The sequence below is a fragment of the Enterobacter sp. BNK-8 genome, from assembly GCF_048685095.1.
Taxonomy (GTDB): Bacteria; Pseudomonadota; Gammaproteobacteria; order Enterobacterales; family Enterobacteriaceae; genus Enterobacter; species Enterobacter quasiroggenkampii.
Map to the genome: position 1 here is coordinate 4,432,833 of NZ_JBLQTN010000001.1, position 14,907 is coordinate 4,447,739.

General features: G+C 56.4%; 15 protein-coding genes and 2 pseudogenes. 6 read left to right on the top strand and 11 right to left on the bottom strand.

Going from position 1 to position 14,907, the window contains the following annotated elements; translation table 11 throughout:
* Positions 1 to 82 precede the first annotated feature (82 nt).
* From pstC to ACMGGU_RS21440, 5 genes and pseudogenes are all read left to right on the top strand, one after another.
* The gene (gene pstC / locus ACMGGU_RS21420; protein WP_023309793.1) at positions 83 to 1,042 is read left to right on the top strand and encodes a phosphate ABC transporter permease PstC; all 960 of its coding nucleotides are present in this window, start codon (positions 83 to 85) and stop codon (positions 1,040 to 1,042) included.
* The gene (pstA, locus tag ACMGGU_RS21425; RefSeq protein ID WP_024907882.1) at positions 1,042 to 1,932 is read left to right on the top strand and encodes a phosphate ABC transporter permease PstA; all 891 of its coding nucleotides are present in this window, start codon (positions 1,042 to 1,044) and stop codon (positions 1,930 to 1,932) included. Before pstC ends, pstA begins: the two co-directional genes overlap by 1 nt.
* 47 nt (positions 1,933 to 1,979) lie before the next feature.
* Positions 1,980 to 2,753 (top strand): phosphate ABC transporter ATP-binding protein PstB, encoded by a 774-nt coding sequence (gene pstB / locus ACMGGU_RS21430; RefSeq protein WP_008500183.1) that lies wholly within the window; start codon positions 1,980 to 1,982, stop codon positions 2,751 to 2,753.
* Positions 2,754 to 2,779: 26 nt separating this feature from the next.
* A complete protein-coding gene (gene phoU / locus ACMGGU_RS21435) occupies positions 2,780 to 3,505 on the top strand; it encodes a phosphate signaling complex protein PhoU (RefSeq protein WP_008500182.1) in 726 nt (241 codons plus the stop codon).
* 134 nt (positions 3,506 to 3,639) lie between these two features.
* A pseudogene (locus ACMGGU_RS21440) lies at positions 3,640 to 4,813 on the top strand (esterase).
* A 31-nt stretch (positions 4,814 to 4,844) separates the two neighbouring features.
* Here the strand turns inward: ACMGGU_RS21440 and yieH are convergent.
* Complete coding sequence (yieH, locus tag ACMGGU_RS21445; RefSeq protein WP_196352886.1) at positions 4,845 to 5,510, bottom strand: 6-phosphogluconate phosphatase; 666 nt, start codon at positions 5,508 to 5,510, stop codon at positions 4,845 to 4,847.
* A gap of 165 nt (positions 5,511 to 5,675) precedes the next feature.
* On the opposite strand from yieH, the gene adeP reads away from it, so the two are divergent.
* Positions 5,676 to 7,013, top strand: coding sequence for an adenine permease AdeP (adeP, locus tag ACMGGU_RS21450; RefSeq protein WP_021242668.1), 1,338 nt, complete (start codon positions 5,676 to 5,678; stop codon positions 7,011 to 7,013).
* Between the two features lie 91 nt (positions 7,014 to 7,104).
* Here adeP and ACMGGU_RS21455 read toward each other — a convergent pair whose 3' ends face one another.
* The 10 genes and pseudogenes from ACMGGU_RS21455 to ACMGGU_RS21500 form a co-directional block, all read right to left on the bottom strand.
* The gene (locus ACMGGU_RS21455; RefSeq protein ID WP_420300898.1) at positions 7,105 to 7,671 is read right to left on the bottom strand and encodes an NADPH-dependent FMN reductase; all 567 of its coding nucleotides are present in this window, start codon (positions 7,669 to 7,671) and stop codon (positions 7,105 to 7,107) included.
* Between the two features lie 36 nt (positions 7,672 to 7,707).
* Positions 7,708 to 8,454 carry a 4'-phosphopantetheinyl transferase family protein gene (locus tag ACMGGU_RS21460; protein ID WP_420300899.1) on the bottom strand — a complete coding sequence of 249 codons (747 nt, stop codon included), beginning with the start codon at positions 8,452 to 8,454 and terminating at the stop codon, positions 7,708 to 7,710.
* A gap of 122 nt (positions 8,455 to 8,576) precedes the next feature.
* On the bottom strand, positions 8,577 to 9,548 hold the full coding sequence (yidZ, locus tag ACMGGU_RS21465) for an HTH-type transcriptional regulator YidZ (RefSeq protein ID WP_045909359.1): 972 nt from the start codon (positions 9,546 to 9,548) through the stop codon (positions 8,577 to 8,579).
* Positions 9,517 to 10,692 carry an MFS transporter gene (locus ACMGGU_RS21470; protein ID WP_048030314.1) on the bottom strand — a complete coding sequence of 392 codons (1,176 nt, stop codon included), beginning with the start codon at positions 10,690 to 10,692 and terminating at the stop codon, positions 9,517 to 9,519. Before ACMGGU_RS21470 ends, yidZ begins: the two co-directional genes overlap by 32 nt.
* A gap of 111 nt (positions 10,693 to 10,803) precedes the next feature.
* Complete coding sequence (gene mnmE, locus ACMGGU_RS21475) at positions 10,804 to 12,168, bottom strand: tRNA uridine-5-carboxymethylaminomethyl(34) synthesis GTPase MnmE (RefSeq protein WP_021242672.1); 1,365 nt, start codon at positions 12,166 to 12,168, stop codon at positions 10,804 to 10,806.
* Between the two features lie 72 nt (positions 12,169 to 12,240).
* Positions 12,241 to 13,884: a membrane protein insertase YidC gene (yidC, locus tag ACMGGU_RS21480; protein WP_023617679.1), complete on the bottom strand. Its 1,644-nt coding sequence runs from the start codon at positions 13,882 to 13,884 to the stop codon at positions 12,241 to 12,243.
* A gap of 2 nt (positions 13,885 to 13,886) precedes the next feature.
* Positions 13,887 to 14,144: a membrane protein insertion efficiency factor YidD gene (yidD, locus tag ACMGGU_RS21485; protein ID WP_001307474.1), complete on the bottom strand. Its 258-nt coding sequence runs from the start codon at positions 14,142 to 14,144 to the stop codon at positions 13,887 to 13,889.
* Complete coding sequence (gene rnpA / locus ACMGGU_RS21490) at positions 14,108 to 14,467, bottom strand: ribonuclease P protein component (protein WP_024907873.1); 360 nt, start codon at positions 14,465 to 14,467, stop codon at positions 14,108 to 14,110. The genes yidD and rnpA overlap by 37 nt, the downstream gene beginning before the upstream one ends.
* Before the next feature lie 16 nt (positions 14,468 to 14,483).
* Positions 14,484 to 14,624, bottom strand: a complete 141-nt coding sequence (gene rpmH / locus ACMGGU_RS21495; RefSeq protein ID WP_000831330.1) for a 50S ribosomal protein L34 — start codon at positions 14,622 to 14,624, stop codon at positions 14,484 to 14,486.
* A 228-nt stretch (positions 14,625 to 14,852) separates the two neighbouring features.
* Positions 14,853 to 14,903 (bottom strand): annotated as a pseudogene (locus tag ACMGGU_RS21500) (hypothetical protein); the annotation flags it as partial.
* Positions 14,904 to 14,907 lie beyond the last annotated feature (4 nt).

Below are 14,907 nucleotides of genomic sequence, written 5' to 3' on the forward strand. Positions count from 1 at the left end.
GCCCTACGGTTCCGACTGTAGGCCGGGTAAGCGCAAGCGCCACCCGGCGATTTCGTAAACGCGTTTAACAGAAGAGTAATTTATGGCTGCAACCAAGCCTGCATTTAACCCTCCGGGTAAAAAAGGTGACATGATTTTCAGCGCGCTGGTCAAACTGGCTGCGCTGATTGTGCTATTGCTGCTGGGCGGCATTATCGTGTCTCTGATTTTCTCCTCCTGGCCGAGCATCCAGAAATTCGGTTTCTCCTTCCTGTGGACCAAAGAGTGGGACGCGCCGAACGACATCTACGGTGCCCTGGTGCCAATTTACGGCACGCTGGTGACCTCGTTCATCGCCCTGCTGATTGCGGTTCCGGTAAGCTTTGGTATTGCCCTGTTCCTGACGGAGCTGGCGCCGGGCTGGCTGCGTCGTCCGCTGGGGATCGCCATTGAACTGCTGGCAGCTATTCCGAGTATCGTCTACGGCATGTGGGGCCTGTTCATCTTTGCGCCGCTGTTCGCCACGTACTTCCAGGAACCGGTGGGTAACGTCCTCTCTGCCATTCCGTTTGTGGGGGCCCTGTTCTCTGGCCCGGCTTTCGGTATCGGCATTCTGGCGGCTGGCGTGATCCTCGCCATCATGATTATTCCGTACATTGCGGCGGTTATGCGCGATGTCTTCGAACAAACGCCGGTGATGATGAAAGAGTCGGCCTACGGTATCGGCTGCACCACCTGGGAAGTGATCTGGCGCATCGTCCTTCCGTTCACCAAAAATGGGGTGATCGGGGGCGTGATGCTGGGCTTAGGTCGTGCGCTGGGTGAAACCATGGCGGTCACCTTTATCATCGGTAACACCTACCAGCTCGACAGCGCGTCGCTCTATATGCCGGGTAACAGTATTACCTCTGCGCTGGCGAATGAATTTGCGGAAGCGGAATCAGGTCTGCACGTCGCGGCGCTGATGGAGCTGGGTCTGATTCTGTTCGTTATTACCTTCATTGTTCTGGCGATTTCCAAGCTGATGATTATGCGTCTCGCTAAAAATGAGGGAGCACGCTAATGGCCACTCTCGAAATGCAAGCAACTGCTGAACTGGCGGAATCCCGCCGCAAAATGCAGGCCAGACGCCGCATGAAAAACCGCATTGCCCTGACGCTCTCTATGGCGACGATGGCATTCGGCCTGTTCTGGCTTGTCTGGATCCTCTTCTCGACGGTCGTTCGCGGGATTGACGGAATGTCACTGTCGCTGTTCACCGAAATGACGCCGCCGCCGAACACGGCGGGTGGTGGCCTGGCGAATGCCCTGGCGGGCAGCGGACTGCTGATCCTCTGGGCGACGGTCTTCGGCACGCCGCTGGGCATCATGGCGGGCATCTACCTGGCAGAATACGGCCGTAAATCCTGGCTGGCGGAAGTGATTCGCTTCATTAACGACATTTTGCTGTCAGCCCCTTCTATCGTCGTGGGTCTGTTCGTTTACACCGTGGTGGTGGCGCAGATGGAACACTTCTCCGGCTGGGCGGGCGTCATTGCGCTGGCACTGCTGCAGGTGCCGATTGTGATTCGAACCACCGAGAACATGCTGAAACTGGTGCCGGACAGCCTGCGTGAAGCGGCTTACGCGCTGGGTACGCCGAAATGGAAGATGATCTCTGCGATTACACTGAAGGCGTCGGTCTCCGGGATCATGACCGGTATCCTGCTGGCGGTGGCGCGTATCGCGGGTGAAACGGCACCGCTGCTGTTTACGTCCCTCTCCAACCAGTTCTGGAGCACGGATATGATGCAGCCGATCGCCAACCTGCCGGTGACGATCTTTAAATTTGCGATGAGCCCCTTCGCGGAATGGCAGCAGCTGGCCTGGGCCGGGGTGCTGATCATTACCCTTTGCGTACTGTTGCTGAACATTCTGGCGCGCGTCATTTTCGCGAAGAAGAAACACGGTTAATTTTTTACGGCGCGGCAGCTCGCGGCGCCGAATGAGGAAATGAGTCAATGAGTATGGTTGATACTGCCCCGGGTAAGATTCAGGTTCGTGATTTGAACTTCTACTACGGCAAATTCCATGCCCTGAAGAACATCAACCTGGATATCGCAAAGAACCAGGTCACGGCATTTATCGGTCCGTCCGGCTGTGGGAAATCCACGCTGCTGCGTACCTTTAACAAAATGTATTCGCTCTATCCGGAGCAGCGCGCTGAAGGGGAAATCATCCTCGATGGTGAAAACATTCTGACCCAGGCTCAGGATATTGCCCTGCTGCGTGCGAAAGTGGGGATGGTGTTCCAGAAACCCACGCCGTTCCCGATGTCTATTTATGACAACATTGCGTTTGGTGTGCGTCTGTTTGAAAAGCTCTCCCGTGCCGATATGGATGAGCGCGTGCAGTGGGCTTTGACCAAGGCCGCATTATGGAACGAAACCAAAGATAAGTTGCACCAGAGCGGTTACTCTCTCTCCGGTGGTCAGCAGCAGCGTCTGTGCATTGCGCGCGGTATTGCGATTCGCCCGGAAGTGTTGCTGCTGGATGAGCCGTGTTCAGCGCTGGACCCGATTTCAACCGGTCGTATTGAAGAACTGATCACCGAGCTGAAGCAGGATTACACCGTGGTTATCGTGACCCACAACATGCAGCAGGCTGCACGTTGCTCCGATCACACGGCGTTTATGTACCTGGGTGAATTGATTGAGTTCAGTAATACGGACGATCTGTTCACTAAGCCCGCGAAGAAACAAACCGAAGATTATATTACTGGCCGCTACGGTTGATTTGCCTTAGTGCATGTGGAGAAACCATGGACAACCTCAATCTTAATAAACACATTTCCGGCCAGTTCAACGCAGAGCTGGAAAGCATTCGCACCCAGGTGATGACCATGGGCGGCATGGTCGAGCAGCAGCTTTCTGATGCGATTACGGCGATGCATAACCAGGACAGCGAGCTGGCGAAGCGCGTCATTGAAGGCGATAAAAACGTCAACATGATGGAAGTGGCTATCGACGAGGCCTGCGTGCGCATTATCGCGAAGCGTCAGCCGACGGCGAGCGACCTGCGTCTGGTGATGGCGATCATCAAAACCATCGCCGAGCTGGAACGTATCGGTGACGTCGCCGATAAAATCTGCCGTACCGCGCTGGAGAAGTTCTCTCAGCAGCACCAGCCGCTGCTGGTCAGCCTGGAGTCGCTGGGCCGCCACACCGTGCAGATGCTGCACGACGTGCTGGATGCCTTTGCGCGTATGGATCTGGACGAAGCGGTGCGTATCTACCGTGAAGATAAGAAGGTCGATCAGGAGTATGAAGGCATCGTGCGTCAGCTGATGACCTACATGATGGAAGATTCCCGTACGATCCCAAGCGTACTGACGGCCCTGTTCTGCGCGCGCTCCATCGAGCGTATTGGCGACCGCTGCCAGAACATTTGCGAATACATTTTCTACTTCGTGAAGGGTCAGGACTTCCGTCACGTGGGCGGCGACGAGCTGGACAAGCTGCTGGCGGGTAAAGATCCGAAAGAGTAATCCTGTCATCTGATAATAACGCCGGTACTTACCGGCGTTATTATTTCTATAGTAATCACAACTCTCCCCTTCATCCGTTGCCTGACGTTCGAAACGCGCTAACGTGAGACGAAAAAAACAGCAAAGGATGGGATATGAAAAATTCATTAGCGTGCCTGGCGATGGCTATCAGCATCGGGATCGGTGCTGGAACAAACGTGATTGCCGCACCGTTGCCAGCGACACCCGACCCGGCTACCCCGGTCAGCCGCTATGTGACGCAGGTCAATGCGGATAAAAGCATTACGTTTCGCCTGTTTGCGCCCGGCGCAACGCGAGTCTCCGTGGTGACAGGGTCAATGCCTGAAACCCAGGTTTCCCATGATATGACGAAAGAGAAAAATGGCGTCTGGACATGGAAAAGTGAGCCGATGGCCCCGAATCTCTACGAATATTATTTCGATATCGATGGTTTCCGTTCAGTTGACACGGGAAGCCGCTATCAAAAACCTCAGCGGCAGGTGAACACCAGCCTGATTCTGGTTCCGGGCAGCATTCTCGACGATCGTGCCGTACCGCATGGCGATCTCACCACCCTGACCTGGCACTCGCCGTCACTCAAGTCAGAGCGCCGCGTCTATGTATGGACTCCCCCTGGCTACAACGGCAAAGGGGAACCTCTACCGGTGCTCTACTTCTACCATGGCTTTGGGGATACCGGGCTCTCGGCAATCGATCAGGGCCGCCTGCCGCAAATGATGGATAACCTGATGGCCGAGGGGAAAATCAAACCGATGCTGGTGGTCGTTCCCGACACCGAGACGGAGAGCGCTGAGGCCATTCCCGAGAATTTCCCCGGCAGAACGACGAAAGTCTTTCTATCCGCTTAATGCGAAAGCCGCAGACCGTGAACTGATGAGCGAGATTATTCCGCTGGTGGATACACGCTTCAACGTGCGTAAAGATGCTGATGGCCGGGCGCTGGCGGGGTTGTCACAGGGCGGCTATCAGGCGCTCGTATCCGGTATGAACCATCTGGACAGCTTCGGCTGGCTGGGAACGTTCAGCGGCGTTACCACAACAACCGTGCCTGACGACGGCGTGGCCGCACGCTTTAAGCAGCCGGAGGCCATTAACCGGCAGTTGCATAACTTCACCGTCGTCGTGGGAGAGCGCGATTCGGTGACCGGCAAAGATATCGCCGGTCTGAAAGCGGAGCTGGAAAAGCAGGGCATCAAATTCGACTATAAAATGTACCCCGGTCTGAATCACGAAATGGATGTCTGGCGTCCGGCCTATGCTGAGTTTGTTCAAAAGCTCTTCAGATAAACCTGTCGCCCTCCCTGCCGGGAGGGTCTGCTTAACGCGTAATATTCCACCCGCGGGCCTTCCACAGCGCGGGTAGCTGCGCCAGATCGGTGAAGGTCGTGACTTTGGGATGGTCGATCGGCTTGTTGTGCGGGTCGGCGCAGAAGTAAAACACCTCCATTCCCGCATCAATCCCCGACTGCGCGCCCGCAGACGAGTCATCCACCAGAATGCAGTTCTCTACGTTAACGTTCATCGCCTTTGCCGCATGGAACATCAGTGCCGGGTCCGGCTTCCAGCGCTGGATATCGTAGCCGCTGAACAGTTTTTCCGGGAAGTGGTGCAACATCTCAAGCTTGCCCAGCGAGTGCTGCATTTTGCTGACCGGACCGTTGGAGACCACGCAGATCGGCACCGTCATGGCATCCAGCAGCGCGTTTGCGCCCGGAATCACCTCCAGCTCCGAATCGAACAGGCGTGCAACCTCGGCGCGGTACACCGGTTCCAGAGCCGCTTTCTCCAGAACGACGCCGTGTTCTTCGTTAATGATGTCGATGATCTCGTAGAGCTTCACGCCCTTAAAGCGTTTAAACACCTCTTCGAGTTCCAGCGTAATGCCAAATTCCTGGAACATGGCCACATACGCGCGGGAACAAATGACCTCACTGTCGACCAGCGTACCGTCGCAGTCGAAAAATACCGCTTCAATTCCGGACATGCCTTTCCCTTTTAACCAGTTTAACGTTTACGTACGGCAGTTCACCGGAACGCAATCGTTGCCGTATAAGCAAATTCAATGAAAAAAGTATCACGTAACCGCCACTATTGTCGCATTTTGGTATAGGATAGCGACGAATTTTCCCTCCTTGTTCGGAAATTGATGATGAGTCAACAACACACTACCCAGACATCTGGTCAGGGTTTGCTTGAGCGCGTGTTTAAACTGCGCGAGCACGGCACGACGGCACGCACCGAAGTGATCGCCGGTTTCACCACCTTCCTGACGATGGTCTATATCGTTTTTGTTAACCCTCAAATTCTGGGCGTTGCTGGCATGGATACCAGCGCCGTCTTCGTAACAACCTGTCTGATCGCGGCCCTTGGCAGCATTCTGATGGGCGTGTTCGCTAACCTGCCGGTCGCGCTGGCCCCGGCGATGGGTCTGAATGCGTTCTTTGCCTTCGTGGTGGTTCAGGCGATGGGTCTGCCGTGGCAGGTGGGTATGGGCGCCATCTTCTGGGGCGCGGTTGGCCTGCTGCTGCTGACCATTTTCCGCGTGCGTTACTGGATGATTGCGAACATCCCCGTGAGCCTGCGCGTGGGCATTACCAGTGGTATCGGTCTGTTTATCGGGATGATGGGGCTGAAAAACGCCGGTGTTATCGTGGCGAACCCGGATACGCTGGTGAGCATCGGTCACCTGACCTCTCATAACGTGCTGCTGGGCGTGCTGGGCTTCTTTATCATCGCGATCCTGGCTTCCCGCAATATTCATGCGGCGGTGCTGGTGTCCATCGTGGTCACCACGCTGCTGGGCTGGATGCTGGGCGACGTTCACTATAACGGCATCGTTTCCGCGCCACCGAGCGTCTCTACCGTTGTTGGTCATGTTGATCTGGCGGGTTCCCTGAACCTGGGCCTGGCGGGCGTGATTTTCTCCTTCATGCTGGTGAACCTGTTTGACTCCTCCGGTACGCTGATTGGCGTGACTGACAAAGCGGGTCTGGCAGATGAGAAAGGGAAATTCCCGCGCATGAAGCAGGCGCTGTTTGTGGACAGTATCTCCTCTGTGACCGGCTCATTTATCGGAACCTCGTCTGTTACCGCTTACATTGAATCCTCTTCCGGGGTTTCTGTGGGTGGCCGTACCGGCCTGACGGCGGTTGTGGTGGGTATTCTGTTCCTGCTGGTGATCTTCCTCTCGCCACTGGCGGGCATGGTGCCTCCGTACGCGGCGGCGGGTGCGCTGATCTACGTGGGGGTGCTGATGACCTCCAGCCTGTCTCGCGTGAAGTGGGATGATTTAACCGAAGCGGTGCCGGCGTTTATTACCGCCGTGATGATGCCGTTCAGCTTCTCGATTACCGAAGGTATCGCGCTGGGCTTTATCTCTTACTGCGTAATGAAGATCGGTACCGGCCGCTTCCGCGACCTCAGCCCGTGCGTCATCGTTGTGGCGCTGCTGTTTGTGCTGAAGATTGTGTTTATTGACGCACACTAAGGTGCGGTTTGTGGTGTCAGGTGGCGCTTCGCTTACCTGACCTACCGACGAGTGTAGGCCCGGTAAGCGCTAGCGCCACCGGGCTTTTTTATCAGGCTTTAACCCGCTTAATATAATCCCCGAACGCCGTCAGCTGGCCAGATAGATGGTCGCGCGTGCTCTGATCCACCACCTCACCCGTTTGCGGGTCGACCTTGTTCTGAATCACTCCGCCCATAAATTCTGGCTTGTTCATCACCATCGCATCGAGGAAGACCAGGATCTGACGCAGGTGATACTGGCAGCGCGCGCCGCCAATCGCGCCCATGGAGCTGGTCTGGATCAGCACCGGTTTGCCTGACAGCGGCTGCTCAGGTAAACGGGACAGCCAGTCGATGGCATTCTTCAGACCACCGGGTATAGAGTAGTTGTACTCTGGCGTGACGATAACCACGCCGTCAGCCTGGCGGATCTGTTCGGCCAGCGCCTCAACGCTCTGCGGGAACCCTTCTTCCTGCTGTACGTCAGCATCATAAAGCGGAATATCGCCAATAGACGGCAGGGCGCTAATTTCCATACCTGCAGGCGCCAGCTGTGGCAGCGTGCGGGCTACCATCCCGTTAAATGAACCTTTGCGCAGGCTTCCCAGTAACGTAACGACTTTCAACGTATCAGACATGATTACTCCTGTTTCATCATGATGACCCTGATTGGATCAGCTTAGGGTAAATGCTTTTTCTGCCGGTAAACTGGTTAATCGCATCAGACGTGCGGCGGGCTCGTTGGCGCGCTCGGGCACATCAGGAAGGCTACGCCATCCCTGTTGACTGTCAAATTCCCAGATTTTCATGCGTTCGATAGCGGGGGTTACTGCGATGGACCAAATGAGCACATCCTCAGCGTCGCAGAGCGCTTCTACCAGCGTGGCCTGGGTGGCACGCAGACGTCCGGAGCCTGGCAATAGCTGCAGCAGGCTGGCGTCGTCTGAGGCACATCCGCAGAGCTTACGAATGCTCTGGCGCAAGGTAATGAGTTGCGCTCTGGCTTCGACAGGATCGTTCTGGTTGCGTACCCACAGCCTCTCATTGCTGGAGAGCGGATAGTCTTCATGCGCATTAGCGCCATGGAAGCTGCGCGTCGCACGCTGAAGTTCCATATCGAGCCCACAGTCCCCCTCGGTGGTCAGCGCGACGCCAATGATATTGCCCGTGTAGGCAATGGAAAAACGAGGGAGATCCGGGTCAGCAAAGACCGGACGGCCTTCTGGCTGGGTTATGATATCCGGCAGCTCGCTGGTGCCGTACAGCATAAACAGCAGTTCCGCGAGAAGCGCCCGGGACGCTAAAAACCGCGACCTGCGGTGCTCCGGAAGCGTGAGTGCTTCACGGTGACAGGCTGAAGAAATTCTTGCCGATACGAGACGTCCTTCTGTCAGTATCCCTCTTGCAAAGTGCGTAGCCATTTTTCGCTCCTTGATAATGGTCGTAATCGGTTAAACGGTTACATGATTATCGCTTAACTTGCCTCCTGTTTTAATCAGTAAATGGGCGTAAGAGAAGCCTTAGGACCGAACTTTACATTTTCTTAGGCAAAAATTGGATCGCTCGCACCGTACAGCGCCTTGATGGTCTCCCGCAGCCAGAGGATTTTTGGATTGTGGCTGTTCCGTTTATGCCAGATCAGCGTGAAGGGCACGGTCAATTTTTCCGCCTGCTCCTCATCAATCGGAATGGGAAGGGCGATCAGCTTCCGCTGGTGGAGTTCATTGTAGTGGTGACAGTAGTGCGGGGCGGTGGCGATATAGTGATGGCCGGGCTGCGCCGCCATAAACATCGCCTGTTCGAAGCCCGGCAGGCTCATGGCGATCGTGCGCTCGCGTCCCATCTCCTTTAGCACCTCATCCAGCGCCCAGGTATCGCTGCGTTCCCAGAAGATGCTGATATGGGGATAGCGCAGGAAGGTCTCCAGATTCCACTCTTGCTGAAGCGCCGGATGATCCTCGCGCAGATAGACGCAGGGGCGGTCGCTGAACAGGATTTCGTAGTCGATAAACCACGGCATCAGCTTAAGCAGCTCGCGGGATCGCGGATGCGTTTCACGCCCGGTGAAGCCCAAATCCACCTCGCCACGCGTAATCGCGTCCAGCGAGTCGTAATCCCACTGGCGCATTTTCACCGTCGCCTGCGGATAGCGCTGGTTCACCTGCTCCAGCAGGGTATTGAAGCGGATCAGCATCAGCGGCGTTTCCGCGGCCAGCACGAACGTCAGCCCGCCCGGAGAGTCATGGTGGAATTTATCGAGGATCTGGTTGCCGATTTGCATCCAGTCAGCCAGATCCTGCTCCAGGCTCACCGTCAGCGGCGTCGGCAGCAGCCCTAGCGGCGTTTTGACAAACAGCGGGTCATCGAACCAGTCGCGCAGCTTGGCCAGCGATTTGCTCACCGCTGACGGCGTCACGTTCATCCGCTTCGCCGCTTTGGTAACGCTGCGCTCCTGCAGCAAAAGCTGCAGGCACAGCAACAGGTTAAGATCGAGACTGCTGATGGGCTTCTTCATAGTGCGCCGCGGGCTGGATGACCATAAGTAAGGTAATGCAGAGTATGCTACAGCCAATCAGAACCCCGATCAGCATATTCAGCGCGTTAAGCCCGATGACCGCCGCCAGCCAAATCCACAGCGACGAGCCGCAGACCTGTGCGATACCCAGCACCGAGCTGGCCACGCCTGCCCGCAGCGAGAAGGGACCAAGCGCCTGGCTCATCGCCACGCCAAAGCCAACCGAGAACCCGGCGCAAATGAGCGTAATGCCCACCAGCATCACCGCATGTGAGCTGGTAGTCGCCAGGATCGCGCCTGCGGCGAGGAATAAAACCTGTGAGGTCAGCATCAGCGTGCGCTGGCGGAAGATATTCAGCGCAAACGGGGTGGAGAACGACACAGCCATACTGACCAGAGCGGTTAATGCCATCACCGTGGAATACTCACCGCGATCGAAGCCCATGGTCTCCATCAGCAACACCGGGGAAACGTTTACATAGGTCAGGATCACCGCCACGCTTAACGTGGTCACGGCCAGACGGCTAAGGAAAAAGCGGTTGAGAAGCTTCTCTGCCGGGTGAATGGTTGCGGTATGGCCGGTATTCTGCGAGCCAGGGTGGGTCTCTTTCAGCACGGCGATCGACAGGATAAACACCAGCGCGCCCATCGCCGCCATGGTCCAGAACAGGCTCTGCCACGGGAATTTCAGCATGATCAGATATCCCACGACCGGGGCCAGCACCGGGATGATGCAGGTAATGCCGTTCAGCATCGACAGCACTTTGGCGCGACGCTGGGCGCTTAAGGTGTCGCGCAAAATGGCAAACGCCACCACGTAGCAACCGCCCGCCCCGATGCCCTGGATAAAGCGCCCGGTCAGAAACACGGTGCTGTTTTGCGCCTGTGAGCAAAGAAGGGACGCCAGGGCAAAAACGATGGCTCCGGCGATAGCGACAGGCTGACGGCCTGCTTTATCCGCGATCTTCCCGGCAAAGACCATCGACGATGCCATCCCCGCGAGGTAGGCCGAAAACGCAATATGCAGCTGCGCTTCGCTGGCGCCCAGATCGCGGGCGATATGCGGTAATCCCACCAGATACATATCAATACCGGACGGATAAAGCAGAACTAATGCGAAACTACAAAACAGAAAACGCGCCATAAACCCCCCATAGATGCAGGCATGCAGGATAGGGGGTGAAAAGGGATTAAGCGAGTTGCCATTTGGACAATGGTGATTTCCCTGGAGGAAATCACCATGGATTAACGGGAATTACTTACCAATACAGAAGCTCGAGAAGATCCGTCCCAGCAGATCGTCCGACGTAAACTCCCCGGTGATCTCGCTCAGATTCTGCTGCGCCAGACGCAGCTCTTCCGCCAGCAGTTCACCCGCCCACGCGCCGATCAGCTGCGCTTTACCCTGAACGAGATGGTTCGCCGCCTCTTCCAGCGCCTGAAGGTGACGGCGACGCGCGAGGAAGCCGCCTTCCATGCTGGTGTCAAAGCCCATGCTCTGCTTGAGATGGTTACGCAGGTCGTCCACGCCTTCACCGGTCCGCGCCGACAGGCGAATCAGTGAGTGACCATTCACATCGCTGATACCGAGCGTTTCGCCGGTCACGTCCGCTTTGTTACGCACCACGGTGATCGGCAGTTTAGCCGGCAGACGGGCGATAAAGTCCGGCCAGATCTCCGCCGGGTCAACGGCGTCGGTCGTGGTGCCGTCCACCATAAACAGCACGCGGTCGGCCTGCTCGATCTCCTGCCAGGCGCGTTCGATACCGATGCGCTCAACCTCGTCGCTGGCATCGCGCAGACCGGCGGTATCGATGATGTGCAGCGGCATGCCGTCGATGTGGATGTGCTCGCGCAGCACGTCGCGAGTGGTACCGGCAATGTCGGTCACGATTGCCGCTTCACGGCCCGCCAGGGCGTTCAGCAGGCTCGATTTCCCGGCGTTAGGGCGTCCGGCAATCACCACCTTCATCCCTTCGCGCAGCAGGCTGCCCTGGCGCGCTTCGGCGCGAACGGCGTCGAGATCGGCCATCACCTGGTTGAGCTGGGCTTCAATTTTACCGTCAGAGAGAAAATCGATCTCCTCATCCGGGAAGTCGATAGCCGCTTCCACGTAGATGCGCAGGTGAGTAAGTGCTTCCACAAGGTGATTTACACGCGCGGAGAATGCCCCCTGCAGCGAGTTCAGGGCGGAGCGGGCCGCCTGCTCGGAGCTGGCGTCGATCAGGTCAGCAATCGCCTCCGCCTGCGCCAGGTCGAGCTTGTCGTTGAGGAAGGCACGTTCGGAGAACTCGCCCGGCTTCGCAATGCGCAGGCCCGGCAGGGTCAGGATCCGTTTTAACAGCAGGTCGAGGATAACCGGGCCGCCGTGGCCCTGCAGCTCCAGCACGTCTTCACCGGTAAAGGAGTTCGGGCCGGGGAACCACAGCGCAATGCCCTGGTCCAGCGGCGTGCCGTCGGTATCTTTAAACGGCAGGTAATCAGCGTAGCGCGGCTTTGGCAGCTTACCCAGTACCGCTTCGGCCACCTCGCGCGCCTTCAGGCCGGAGATACGCAGAATGCCTACACCACCGCGTCCCGGTGGGGTTGCCTGGGCGACGATAGTGTCGTTATGGCTCATGGTTGCTCTCGTTCAATACAAATAAAAAAGGCGGTCAATCGACCGCCCTTATTTTAGCGTTAACTTATCGGATCAGGACTTTTTCTTTTCGCGGCTATGCAGGCCACGTTTTTCCAGACCACGGTAAATCAGCTGCTGCTGGATAATGGTCACCAGGTTGCTGACGATATAGTACAGCACCAGACCTGACGGGAACCACAGGAAGAACACGGTGAAGATGACCGGCATAAAGGTCATGATCTTCTGCTGCATCGGGTCGGTCACGGTGGTCGGCGACATCTTCTGGATGAAGAACATCGTCACGCCCATCAGGATCGGCAGGATGTAGTACGGGTCCTGTGCGGACAGGTCATGGATCCACAGTGCGAACGGCGCGTGGCGCAGCTCAACGGAACCCATCAGCATGTAGTACAGCGCAAGGAAGATTGGCATCTGAATCAGCAGCGGGAAGCAACCACCCAGTGGGTTCACTTTCTCTGCTTTATACAGGGCCATCATCTCCTGGCTCTGACGCTGTTTGTCATCGCCCAGACGCTCACGCATTGCCTGAATCTTCGGCTGCAGCATACGCATCTTCGCCATGGAGGTGTACTGCGCTTTAGTCAGCGGGTACATGATGCCACGAACGATGAAGGTGATAACGATGATGGAGAAGCCCCAGTTACCCAGGAAGCTGTGGATGAACTTCAGCAGCTTAAACAGCGGCTGAGAGATGAACCACAACCAACCGTAATCCACGGTCAGATCCAGGTGCGGCGCAACAGCGGCCATTTTGTCCTGAATTTCCGGGCCGACCCACAGGGTGCTTGCCAGCTTACCGGTTTGACCCGGCTGTACCAGAACCGGCTGAGATTTGTAGCCGATGGCGGCAAGACCGTTACCCAGGTTCGCGGTGTAGAAGTTGTTGGTACCGTCGTTATTTGGCACCCATGCCGTTGCGAAATACTGCTGCAGCATCGCCACCCAACCGCCTTTAGCGCTGACGTTCAGGTTTTCGTTATCGGCAATGGTGTCGAATTTGTATTTCTCGTACTTCGCGTCAGGCGTGGAGTACGCCGCGCCACGGAAGGTATGCAGCGCAAAGTTGCTGCTTCCGGTGTCACGGTGTGACGGCAGATTGATGGACTGCTTCAGCTGGCCAAAGGTCGACAGCTCCAGCGGTTTCGCACTGGCGTTCTGTACGCTGTAGCCCACGTTCACCGCATATTCACCGCGCTTCAGGGTGAAGGTTTTGGTGAAGGTGTTGCCTGCGGCGTCGGTGTACGTCATCGGGATCACGAGTTCGTTCTGACCATCAGCCAGCACAAAGGTGTCGTTCTCGACGTTATACAGTGGACGCGCACCGTTAGCCGGGTTATCCGGGCCATCACGACCGGTCAGGCCGCTCTGCGCCTGGTAGATAAACTCAGGCGTGGTTTCCAGTAACTGGAACGGTTCGTTAGACTTCAGCTCTTTCGGGTAGGTTAACAGCAGCGCCTGCTCAACATCACCACCACGGGTGTTGATAGTCAGCTCAAGCACATCGGTCTTAACCGTAATCTGTTTCCCCTGGCCACTGGCCGGTACGCCCTGGTCGGCGGCGCTACCCGCTGCGGTGGTCGTTGTCTGCGTGACCTGCTGTTGTGGTTGAGGATTTTTATCCTGCTCCCACGCCTGCCAGATCATGAAAGACACGAACAACAAAGCGATGATAAGAAGATTGCGTTGCGAATCCATCGTTAGTGTTCTCTGGTATCAAAGGGTCCTGGGGGGACGGGGTCGTCTCCACCTGGGTGTAAAGGGTGGCATTTTAATACGCGTTTCACCGTCAACCAACTGCCTTTTATCACTCCAAACCTGCGCAATGCCTCAATTCCGTAGCTTGAGCATGTTGGTGTGAAACGGCAGTGCGGCCCGAGTAGCGGACTAATCAGGCGTTGATAGACCCGAATGAGGGCTATCAGGACCCGTGAGCCAGGCGACAGTGGCGGCGCCATAATTTTTCCAACGCTTCCGAGAGAGCACGGTTATCGAGGTCGGCAACCCCTTTCTTCGCCACCACCACGAAATCCATTGAAGGCAGTTCGTGCTGACGTAAACGGAAGCTTTCACGCGTCAGACGTTTAATCCGATTGCGTTCATGCGCACGCTTAACATTTTTCTTGGCGACTGTGAGACCGATGCGGGGATGCCCCAGCGAATTTTGGCGGCCGAGGATGGTGATTTGCGGCGTGCCAGCCCGTTGTGGCTGCTGGAAGACGAAAGTGAAATGAGCGGGAGTTAACAAACGTAACTCCCTGGGAAATGCTAGCTTAACCACTCAGGGGTTAGCTTTATTACTTGGAAACGGTCAGACGAGCGCGGCCTTTAGCACGACGACGTGCCAGAACCTGACGACCATTTTTAGTAGCCATACGAGCACGGAAGCCGTGAGAACGGTTGCGCTTCAGTACAGACGGTTGAAAAGTGCGTTTCATGGCGATTTCTACCTAAACTTGAATAAATTCACTGACTTTTGCGTATACCCGAACGAGTTTCGAACGACTAACGCCTCAGCGTGGGTGATTAAAGAGGCCGGATTGTAATAATTGTACACTCCGGAGTCAATTCTCTTTCCTTATTTCCCGCGTATTTCCGCACGTTTTCGCGTGGAAAATGAGCAACGGACGACGCAGGAAGATGAGCATCACGCGCCGGGTCGAGGATTATACGGGCTCACCGACAAAGCGCAAGGATCGTCCCGGATCTTCGTTAGATCAT

Excerpts from the sequence above, each read along its gene's own strand:
- ACMGGU_RS21460 (WP_420300899.1), bottom strand. The coding sequence starts at position 8,454 with ATGGCTACGCACTTTGCAAGAGGGATACTGACAGAAGGACGTCTCGTA.
- ACMGGU_RS21470 (WP_048030314.1), bottom strand. The coding sequence starts at position 10,692 with ATGGCGCGTTTTCTGTTTTGTAGTTTCGCATTAGTTCTGCTTTATCCG.
- pstB (WP_008500183.1), top strand. The coding sequence starts at position 1,980 with ATGAGTATGGTTGATACTGCCCCGGGTAAGATTCAGGTTCGTGATTTG.
- ACMGGU_RS21455 (WP_420300898.1), bottom strand. The coding sequence starts at position 7,671 with ATGTCTGATACGTTGAAAGTCGTTACGTTACTGGGAAGCCTGCGCAAA.
- adeP (WP_021242668.1), top strand. The coding sequence starts at position 5,676 with ATGAGTCAACAACACACTACCCAGACATCTGGTCAGGGTTTGCTTGAG.
- pstC (WP_023309793.1), top strand. The coding sequence starts at position 83 with ATGGCTGCAACCAAGCCTGCATTTAACCCTCCGGGTAAAAAAGGTGAC.
- yidD (WP_001307474.1), bottom strand. The coding sequence starts at position 14,144 with ATGGCGCCGCCACTGTCGCCTGGCTCACGGGTCCTGATAGCCCTCATT.
- phoU (WP_008500182.1), top strand. The coding sequence starts at position 2,780 with ATGGACAACCTCAATCTTAATAAACACATTTCCGGCCAGTTCAACGCA.
- yidC (WP_023617679.1), bottom strand. The coding sequence starts at position 13,884 with ATGGATTCGCAACGCAATCTTCTTATCATCGCTTTGTTGTTCGTGTCT.
- yieH (WP_196352886.1), bottom strand. The coding sequence starts at position 5,510 with ATGTCCGGAATTGAAGCGGTATTTTTCGACTGCGACGGTACGCTGGTC.
- mnmE (WP_021242672.1), bottom strand. The coding sequence starts at position 12,168 with ATGAGCCATAACGACACTATCGTCGCCCAGGCAACCCCACCGGGACGC.
- yidZ (WP_045909359.1), bottom strand. The coding sequence starts at position 9,548 with ATGAAGAAGCCCATCAGCAGTCTCGATCTTAACCTGTTGCTGTGCCTG.
- rpmH (WP_000831330.1), bottom strand. The coding sequence starts at position 14,624 with ATGAAACGCACTTTTCAACCGTCTGTACTGAAGCGCAACCGTTCTCAC.
- pstA (WP_024907882.1), top strand. The coding sequence starts at position 1,042 with ATGGCCACTCTCGAAATGCAAGCAACTGCTGAACTGGCGGAATCCCGC.